This window comes from Marivita sp. (assembly GCF_017643905.1).
Lineage (GTDB): Bacteria > Pseudomonadota > Alphaproteobacteria > Rhodobacterales > Rhodobacteraceae > Marivita.
In genome coordinates this window covers 24,736-31,880 of sequence record NZ_JAEPMO010000036.1, presented here as the reverse complement: position 1 = coordinate 31,880, position 7,145 = coordinate 24,736, and the positions used below count along the sequence as shown (strand labels likewise).

Here is a 7,145-nt window from a genome sequence, read left to right as displayed (position 1 = left end):
AGACCTGCTGGCTTTCATGGGTGTAGCGCCAGGTCCGCGCCACGGTGAGATCGATCAAGCGGCTTTCATAGCTGATGGTGATCGTGCAGGTATCCGCGTCGTCCTTGATTTCAGGGACATCGAGCCGACCTGAGAAGGCCTACACCGGATCGGCAATGATGTTGCCATTCTCGGCCAGAAGCCCCAGCCAGATCCTGCCCGGCAGGCCCTGACGCGCTTCATCGATCGCCATCTGCACCAGATCAAGTGGTACGCCGGATAGCGACACGGCGGTACCGCCTGCCACGACCTCCCCGGTTTCGTCGAGGGAGCCGAGCCCGAGAAGAGACCCAGCCCCGGCCCAAGTGTGTCCATTCCAAGTCACAGCCCCAAGGCCAGACCAGATCCGAACCCAGCCTGTCGCGAACTGGCCCTCGAAGAAGATGACAGGCCGGAGGCTTTGATCCGCCAGTGCGGTTGCAAAGGCGACGGTGAGATCACGGCTCATTATAGGGCCTCTCTAGTTAAAGGGCTTCACGGGCGGAGATCGTGAAGCGGTGCTGATCCGCCCGGCCGATGACCGAGGGGACCGGGGCCGTCAGCCGCAACAGAACCGACGGGGCATCGAGGCCGAGAAGCGTGCCGACCGGCACGGAAGCACGAAGCGGCGGCACGAAGGCGAGCGTGGCCTCACTGCCCAAAGGCGCCACATCCGCCGTTAGCTGATAAAGCCTTGTGGTGGCATCTCCGCCCAACTGGAAGAAATCCCCTGCGCGAAGCCCAAGCCCCCAACCCGCCGTGCGCAGGATGGTTGCCCCTGCGACTTGCGCCTCGGTCACGTAAGGATTGCCCGCCGCCACCGACACTTCAATCGAGGGATCGGGGAAGAGGAACCGGCCCCGCAATCCACCCAGCGCGGTGAAGAAGGCCGAAAGCCGCCGAGCATTGGCCCCTTGGGTCACCGCCATCTCGATCTGGTATTCCCACCACGACGCGCCCCAGTCCTGGATCTGGGACGTGCCGGTGAATGGCGAACGGGCCTCGGCGACCGACGTTACCAGCCGCCGCTCGAGAGAAGACACGAGCGCCAGCGGCAAAACAGGAATGGCCATCTCAGATCACCTGACCCCGGCGTCGGCCATCGGCCACGCTTTCCTTGGCAATGCGGGCGATCTCGGGGATGGCAGCCCGAAGGTGCGCATCAATCTGCTCGGCCACGCCCATCTGCGCCCCGCGCGCGTCGATGTTCACGGTCACGCCGGTGCCAGCGCCGGCACCACGTCCGTACCCAGCCGCCTCGCGTCGGTTCAGCACCCGTTCCCCTCGCTGCAGTATCGTCGGAACTTCGTCAGGGCGGAGCCCCGCCCAACCGCCGGAATGCATACGAGTAGCACTAGTGAACGCGACCGCGGGTACCTGCCGCGTGTGGCCCGACAGGCCAACAATGCCACCCGCATGCGAGACCGCCGCTGCAACAGACCCGCCGCCAAAGATGCCGGAGAGCGCCGAGGCGATGGGCCCCAGCACCGCACGCTTGAAGGACAGAACTGCAAGGTCCGCCAGGATCGAGCGCACGAGGCTCTTGAAGTCGAACTTGCCGGTCTCGACGAAGCTTCGGAACGCGCTTTCCGCGCCGCTGAAGGCCCCTGTCAGAGTTTCACCGAGGCCTTTTCCCCAGTTCAGCGCGTCGGTGGCATAGGCTTGAAGAGACTCCGACACGGCGCGCCAACCGGTAGCGATCCGTTCGCCAGCGCTGCCCGCGGCACCACCGGCACGACCCATGGCATCAGACAGACGATCTGCAGAGGCCGTGGCCTCATCCAGCGCCGCCGCTCCTTCTTCACCCGTGCCGGCAACGGCATCGCGAAGTGCGCCCCAGGAGGTGAGGGGGGCTGTCGCTCCATTAGCAAGGTCTGTGGCAGCACGCCGGTAAATATTGGCAGTTTCCAGTGCATCCGCTGCAATACCATCAAGGCCAAGATCGGGGGCAGTAAGTGGGTTATCCTCGAAGGCTCGGCGAAAGGCCTCTGCTGCAGCCGTTCCTGCATCTGCGGAGGTTCCGGCAAAGGGGTTCGGGATGTCGCTAAGGCTGATTTCTCCGATATGACCGAAGGTGGTCTCGATGCCGACCGCCGCCAGCGCATCCCGAATGCGCCCTGTGAAGGCGTCAATTCGGCGGATTGCGCCGTTCAGCATGGCCTCGATCCCGTCGAGCATGCGGTTGGCCGCCGTGAACACGAGATCGCCGATCACATCCGGCAGACGCGACCAGATCTCGCGCACGGCCAAAAGCGCGCCCTCGAAGGTGTTGGCGGTGGCGTTGCCAAAGGCCACGACACTCTCAATGGCACCAGCCATGCCGGTCGCCGCATCGGCTTTGAGATCATAAAACATGGCTGTGGCACGCGACCCGGCCGCGTTGGCCCCCATTTTGATCCGTTCCCAGACCTCGACAGCGACATCTTTCAAGAGCCGCATGGCTTCACCGAAGCCGCCTGCGCCAGAGGCAAGCCGCGTAAACCAATAGACCAGTTCTCCGGCACCGACGATGAGGGCACCGATGCCAGTCCTGATCAGTGCGCCTTTCAGAACCACGAGCGTCGTAGCCAAACCCCGCACCGAAAGGGCGGCCGCCGCCATCGCGGCCACCCAGCGTCCGGCGAGGAAGGTGGCGAAGGTCGCAGCGTAGATCGCGAGCCGGTCGAGATTGGCGAGCACCGCGTCGAAGGCTCGGCTGATCGGGCTGGTGGAAGAGGCCAGCGCGACAAAGGCATTGGCCGCGGCCTCTAGCGTGGGTGCCAGCGCCACGGCGATCCGATTGCGCACCCCGGCGAAGACCTGGCCGATACTGACCAGCGCCAGTTCGGACCGGCGCATCGCGGCAATCGCGTCCGCATCCAAAACGGCACCCAATGCCTGCGCCTGAGCGCCAAGCCGGGTCATCTCCGCACCGCCGTTTTGCAAGAGCGGGATCAGCCGCGTGGCATCCGAGGCCATGGCCTCAAGATAAAAAGTCATCTCCTGTTGACTGACGCCCGCCCGCTCGAGGCTGTCGACATAGAGTTGCAGGGCTTCCGGTCCTGAGAGCCGGGCGAACTGATCGGCCGTCACGCCAACGCGCGGCGCGATATTCTCAAAAAAGTCCGCCATAGGGCCGCCACCTGTCTGCAGGAAGTCGCCCACGCGGTCGTTCACGTCTTTCAGGATATCGGCGAGCTTTTCTTGTTCGATGCCGACGGTGGCCGAGGCCGCTGACCAGCGCTGGAAGACCTCTGGATTGGCATTGGCCACTTGGGAGAACTGTCCGATCTCATTAGCCGCGGCCACAGTTGAGCGGGTCATCGCGACAACGGCACCTGCGAGTGCTGTGGCAGCAGCCGTCGCCGCGATCCGGGCCCGCCGCGCGAAAGCGGCCATGCGGGTGTTCGCAAGCTCCATCTCACGGCTGAGACGGCCGAAGCCCCGCGACCCGGCCTCACCAACGCCTTCCAGCTCGGCGCGCACTTGTCGGCCGCCCGTCGCGGAGAGCCGGACGGAAACGCGCTTTTCTGCCATCGGAACATTTCCTTGGTGGGTCACACCTCGTTCCCAATGGAAACGAGGTCAGTTCAGGCCTGATCCGGCCTGAAGGTGTTCATTGATCTTGCGCACCATCACCGCCTCAATGGGCGGCAGGAGTTCTGCAATGATGAGAGGGGAGAGCCCGAGGGCCGCGCCGAGTTGCAGAGCGGCGGTCATGTCCCAGCCGAGAACAGCACCGCCGCTCATACCGCCGGCGACCCGCACCTGTCCACCGAGGCGCTGCACCAGATCCCAGATCTGCCAACCTTCCAGGGTGAGAGGTTTGTGCTGGGTCCGTGGGCATTCCGCGCAAATAGAGGGGCACACCGCGCAATAGTCACCGCCCCCGCCGAATTCCCAGTCGGCGAGAGCGGTCAGGCGTTTTTTTCCGCGTCCAGGATCAGCGCGCCCGCGATGTATTTGGTCTGGAACGCCTCGAAGATCGGCCAAATCTCCAAAAGGGCTTCGATGCCCTCGGGCGTCAGAGGCAGTGGTTTACCGTCATCATCACCGACGCCGTCCCAGTCCTTCACCACTATGCGCGCCACGGCCTTAGCCACAATGCGCGCGAGATCGTCGTTGGAATGGGCCGCATCGCCCTCAACCGCCGCCGCTGCGACAATCGTCGGATCGCTCCGCGCAGCGAGCATGACGGCGGTGGTCAGCGGCTCTACCAGCAGGCGGACACCGTGGCCGAGATCGAGCCAGCGTGGTTCTATGGAGAGGTTCAGGCATAGCATTTTGTATTCTCCTGATTCATCTTGATAGGCGTGCTGTCTTGTCAAAATTGGCATGTTCGTTCAATGTTTGAATGGCAATCGCAATGGGAGGAGGTGAGGACCATGGCGAAGAAGAGTAGTAAAGAAGACAAGGCCTACATGGAGACCGCAATGGCCTTGGAGATCACGAAGTTTCAGCGAGATAGCCTGAAAGACCAGATCGAATTGCTTGCCGCCCAGCTCCACGCCGCAACGCTTCGTGCCGAACGTGCTGAGGAACGCTTGCATGAAACAACACTCATGCTTTCCAAGTTGAGCCTGCAGGCCACATCCCACGCGGTCAGATCAACCCTCACCGAAGTTCTTGTCGAAGGCCGGAGTATCTTGCGGCTTGAGAAGCCGATCTATACCCCTCAGCCCAACGCAACGGTGCGCCATCAGTAAACCTCTCGGTCATTGATAAGGGTCACGGTGCACATCCGGCCCAGCACCGGATCACTGGCAGCCTGCCAGTCGAAGGTGGCCTGCACGCCTTGTGGCCCCGATATCTCGATCCGGGGGCGCGGAAGATAAACGGCATGGGCTGTCAGGGTCAGGCTTTCGCTTGTTGGCAAGGAATAGGAGAACACCAACTCACAGGCCTCCCCGTTGATCGCTTGGGTCACCAGCGTCTGGTCAGCAAAGCGCACGACGACATTGCCGGTCAGGGCAGCAATCGACGGGTCCGCGCCATCGATCTTCCCGTCGGCCCGGATCGTCTCGATGCGATCGAGATTGTTGGCATAAGTAATGTCGGCAGAGACAACGTTACCAATGTCAGCCCCGTTCCGCGTGATGGCCCCGTTGAAATGACCGAAACGCTTCAGCGCGATATTGGTCGGCGTGCCCGCTGCGGTGCTTGTGGCGATCGCTTCGCCTTGGGCTACGATGCTGGCCGTCGCCGTCAGCAACCCAGACCGCGCCATCTGCCAGTTCAGGCTGTCCACCATGCAGCCGGAATACATCGCATAGCGCGGCACCTCGGGCATCCCGGTCTCGACCGAGAATGACGGCAGGGCCCAATTTCCAGAGCGGAACTCGTGGGTGTAGGGCCCGGCGCCGGTGGTTGTCGGCGTGCCAAAAGCGGCCTTCAGCCAAAAGCCGAAGGCTTCAGCATCGATCGGAATAACCACGTCGCCGTCTGCCGTTACCGCATCCTTGATCGGGGCCTGCGGATCGCGGCCATAGCCCAGCAATTCCGATGTTTGCAGTGGTTGCTCGGCCCCCAGCGTCGTGCTGGCAAAGGGCATCTTGGTGTAACCGCTCACTGGCGGCGTGCCATAGGTTGTTTCAAACGCAAGCGCCATCTGCGCCCGCGCCCCTTGGGCTCGTGCCATGTTGTTCTCCTCGGATTGTCGGGATCAGCCGAGAGGGTCGGCCGTTGAATAGTGCAGGACGACCGGAATGACCGCGGCCTTCAGGCTCGCCGCGCCCTCTACGGGCAGATCGACGTGCCGTGGCGCTTCGGCCTCCACCCAGTCGCAGAGGCCACCCAGCGTGCGGTCGGCAGCGAGCGCCGTGCCGATGTTGGCGCAGAGCGTGTCGAAGGCGGCGTCACGGTCTGCACCCTGAAAGACTGCCTCGATCTCGGCTCGATGTTGGTAATGGTAGGCCAGCGGCGAAAGCGTCACCTCCGGCTCCCCCGGCTCGCCGTCGCGCAGGATCAACAGGCCGTCTGCCGGCACGCGCTCGGGCAGCACCTCACCGCGCAGTGCGGTGGCGGCCAGCGCCGAGAGCCGCGCTAGCAGCGCGGCGAGGATGGTTTCGCGGGGGGTGGGCATGACCAGACTCAAGTAAGTAGGAAAGCAAACTGCCGCGCGCCTGAACTACGACCGTCTATTCAGAAATCGGCCCGGCCAGAAGCTTCGAACAAGATCCAGTCAACGAAGGCCGTGACCTCTGGTCTCATGAGAACCGTGCCGGTTGTCACCGCGTCGTAGCCGACATGCGTGCGCAGACGTTGCGGAACGGCGAAGACAAGCAATCCAGCCGTGACCAGGTCGGCCAGCACCGGTCGACTTCCTAGGACCACGCCCTGACCCGCAATCGCTGCCTGCACAGCAAGGTTGTAGTCGCTGAAGCGAAGGCCGCCTTCAGACACGACCCCAGCCGCTCCGATCCGATCGAGCCATACCGTCCAGTCCATCAGCGCCCGTGTGCTGCTCGCCCATCCAAGCGACGATGTCTCCCAGTGAATGAACTGGCAGCGTGCCAGATCCGAGGGGGCGCGCAGTCCAGCGGCGATTGCCGGGCTGCAGAAGGCGCAAAGCTCCTCGTCGAAGAGCCGCTTCGCGACCAATCGGTTGTCAGCTGGCGCGCCAAAGCGGATCGCGATATCCGCGTCACCCCGGACAAGATCAACGAGATGCGCGGAGGAGTCGATCAGCACGTCGACATCGGGCATGCGACGCCGGAACCGCTCGAGCCGCGGAACGAGCCAGGCTGTGGCAAAGGAAGGCTCTACCGACACGACAAGGCGTCGGCGCCCGCTGACGGCACGCATCCGGCGAACGGCCTCCAAAAGATGGTCAAAGCCGAGTGTCATCTCGGACAGACCGGCGCGTCCAGCCACTGTCAGCTGCAGCCCGCGCCCGGCGCGTTCGATCAGCGAACACCCCAATGTCTCCTCCAGTTTGCGAACCAGCTGTTTGACCGCCGCAGGGGTGACATGCAGTTCCGCCGCCGCTTTGACAAAGCTGAGGTGGCGTGCCGTTGCCTCAAAGGCACGCAGCGTGTTCAGGGAGGGCAGCCAGTCGGACATGTGGTTAGATTATCTAACCTCTTGCGGTGGATCAAATAGTTTGCGGACCGTCGCTCCGTCGGCGATCCTTCAGCAAACCCAACCTC

At 63.3% G+C, this 7,145-nt stretch carries 9 protein-coding genes; 1 reads left to right on the top strand and 8 read right to left on the bottom strand.

The features are described 5' to 3' along the window. Positions 1 to 139: 139 nt before the first annotated feature. The 5 genes from JJ869_RS07790 to JJ869_RS07770 form a co-directional block, all read right to left on the bottom strand. A complete protein-coding gene (locus JJ869_RS07790; protein WP_292265833.1) occupies positions 140 to 487 on the bottom strand; it encodes a hypothetical protein in 348 nt (115 codons plus the stop codon). A 16-nt stretch (positions 488 to 503) separates the two neighbouring features. Continuing rightward, a complete protein-coding gene (locus JJ869_RS07785) occupies positions 504 to 1,091 on the bottom strand; it encodes a hypothetical protein (RefSeq protein ID WP_292265830.1) in 588 nt (195 codons plus the stop codon). A gap of 1 nt (position 1,092) precedes the next feature. Continuing rightward, positions 1,093 to 3,534: a phage tail tape measure C-terminal domain-containing protein gene (locus tag JJ869_RS07780; RefSeq protein WP_292265828.1), complete on the bottom strand. Its 2,442-nt coding sequence runs from the start codon at positions 3,532 to 3,534 to the stop codon at positions 1,093 to 1,095. Between the two features lie 48 nt (positions 3,535 to 3,582). Beyond that, positions 3,583 to 3,786, bottom strand: a complete 204-nt coding sequence (locus JJ869_RS07775; RefSeq protein ID WP_292265826.1) for a hypothetical protein — start codon at positions 3,784 to 3,786, stop codon at positions 3,583 to 3,585. 128 nt (positions 3,787 to 3,914) lie between these two features. After that, positions 3,915 to 4,334, bottom strand: coding sequence for a hypothetical protein (locus JJ869_RS07770; protein WP_292265823.1), 420 nt, complete (start codon positions 4,332 to 4,334; stop codon positions 3,915 to 3,917). A gap of 48 nt (positions 4,335 to 4,382) precedes the next feature. Here JJ869_RS07770 and JJ869_RS07765 point away from each other — a divergent pair, with 48 nt between their 5' ends. After that, positions 4,383 to 4,703: a hypothetical protein gene (locus JJ869_RS07765; protein WP_292265821.1), complete on the top strand. Its 321-nt coding sequence runs from the start codon at positions 4,383 to 4,385 to the stop codon at positions 4,701 to 4,703. Here JJ869_RS07765 and JJ869_RS07760 read toward each other — a convergent pair. From JJ869_RS07760 to JJ869_RS07750, 3 genes are read right to left on the bottom strand one after another with little or no spacing between them, the layout of a single operon-like run. Beyond that, positions 4,697 to 5,635, bottom strand: coding sequence for a phage tail tube protein (locus JJ869_RS07760; RefSeq protein WP_292265818.1), 939 nt, complete (start codon positions 5,633 to 5,635; stop codon positions 4,697 to 4,699). The genes JJ869_RS07765 and JJ869_RS07760 overlap by 7 nt on opposite strands. 24 nt (positions 5,636 to 5,659) lie before the next feature. Beyond that, positions 5,660 to 6,079 carry an acyl-CoA transferase gene (locus JJ869_RS07755; RefSeq protein ID WP_292265815.1) on the bottom strand — a complete coding sequence of 140 codons (420 nt, stop codon included), beginning with the start codon at positions 6,077 to 6,079 and terminating at the stop codon, positions 5,660 to 5,662. Between the two features lie 59 nt (positions 6,080 to 6,138). Then, positions 6,139 to 7,059: a LysR substrate-binding domain-containing protein gene (locus tag JJ869_RS07750; protein ID WP_292265813.1), complete on the bottom strand. Its 921-nt coding sequence runs from the start codon at positions 7,057 to 7,059 to the stop codon at positions 6,139 to 6,141. Between the last annotated feature and the right edge of the window lie 86 nt (positions 7,060 to 7,145).

Bases quoted from the DNA above. Each gene is read 5' to 3' on its own strand.
- JJ869_RS07790 (WP_292265833.1), bottom strand. From the start codon at position 487: ATGAGCCGTGATCTCACCGTCGCCTTTGCAACCGCACTGGCGGATCAA.
- JJ869_RS07785 (WP_292265830.1), bottom strand. From the start codon at position 1,091: ATGGCCATTCCTGTTTTGCCGCTGGCGCTCGTGTCTTCTCTCGAGCGG.
- JJ869_RS07780 (WP_292265828.1), bottom strand. From the start codon at position 3,534: ATGGCAGAAAAGCGCGTTTCCGTCCGGCTCTCCGCGACGGGCGGCCGA.
- JJ869_RS07770 (WP_292265823.1), bottom strand. From the start codon at position 4,334: ATGCCAATTTTGACAAGACAGCACGCCTATCAAGATGAATCAGGAGAA.
- JJ869_RS07765 (WP_292265821.1), top strand. From the start codon at position 4,383: ATGGCGAAGAAGAGTAGTAAAGAAGACAAGGCCTACATGGAGACCGCA.
- JJ869_RS07760 (WP_292265818.1), bottom strand. From the start codon at position 5,635: ATGGCACGAGCCCAAGGGGCGCGGGCGCAGATGGCGCTTGCGTTTGAA.
- JJ869_RS07755 (WP_292265815.1), bottom strand. From the start codon at position 6,079: ATGCCCACCCCCCGCGAAACCATCCTCGCCGCGCTGCTAGCGCGGCTC.
- JJ869_RS07750 (WP_292265813.1), bottom strand. From the start codon at position 7,059: ATGTCCGACTGGCTGCCCTCCCTGAACACGCTGCGTGCCTTTGAGGCA.